This is a genomic window from Janthinobacterium sp. NKUCC08_JDC (assembly GCF_019345575.1).
In the GTDB taxonomy this organism is placed as follows: domain Bacteria; phylum Pseudomonadota; class Gammaproteobacteria; order Burkholderiales; family Burkholderiaceae_D; genus Janthinobacterium; species Janthinobacterium aestuarii.
The window spans coordinates 1-246 of sequence record NZ_JAHKQW010000059.1; the positions used below are offsets into that span (position 1 = coordinate 1).

1 tRNA gene is annotated in these 246 nt (G+C 44.3%); it reads right to left on the bottom strand.

The window, feature by feature from the left end:
- Positions 1–150: 150 nt before the first annotated feature.
- Positions 151–226 (bottom strand) — tRNA-Ala (locus tag KO538_RS29100).
- Between the last annotated feature and the right edge of the window lie 20 nt (positions 227–246).

The following is a 246-nucleotide window of genomic DNA, read 5'->3' on the forward strand; positions in this document are numbered from 1 at the left end:
CATTACCCATCGATTCGCTTTTTACGGCAAACCGATCAATAAATAATCTTTACTTCTTCCAGATTGTTAAAGAACATACAGCACTTGGTCTCGAAAAGACCAAACCTAAATCCCGGTGTTGCAATCAACACTGATTTACGTTTGAACTTTTGGTGGAGGATGACGGGATCGAACCGACGACCCCCTGCTTGCAAAGCAGGTGCTCTCCCAGCTGAGCTAATCCCCCTGAGATTTACTACAGAAACT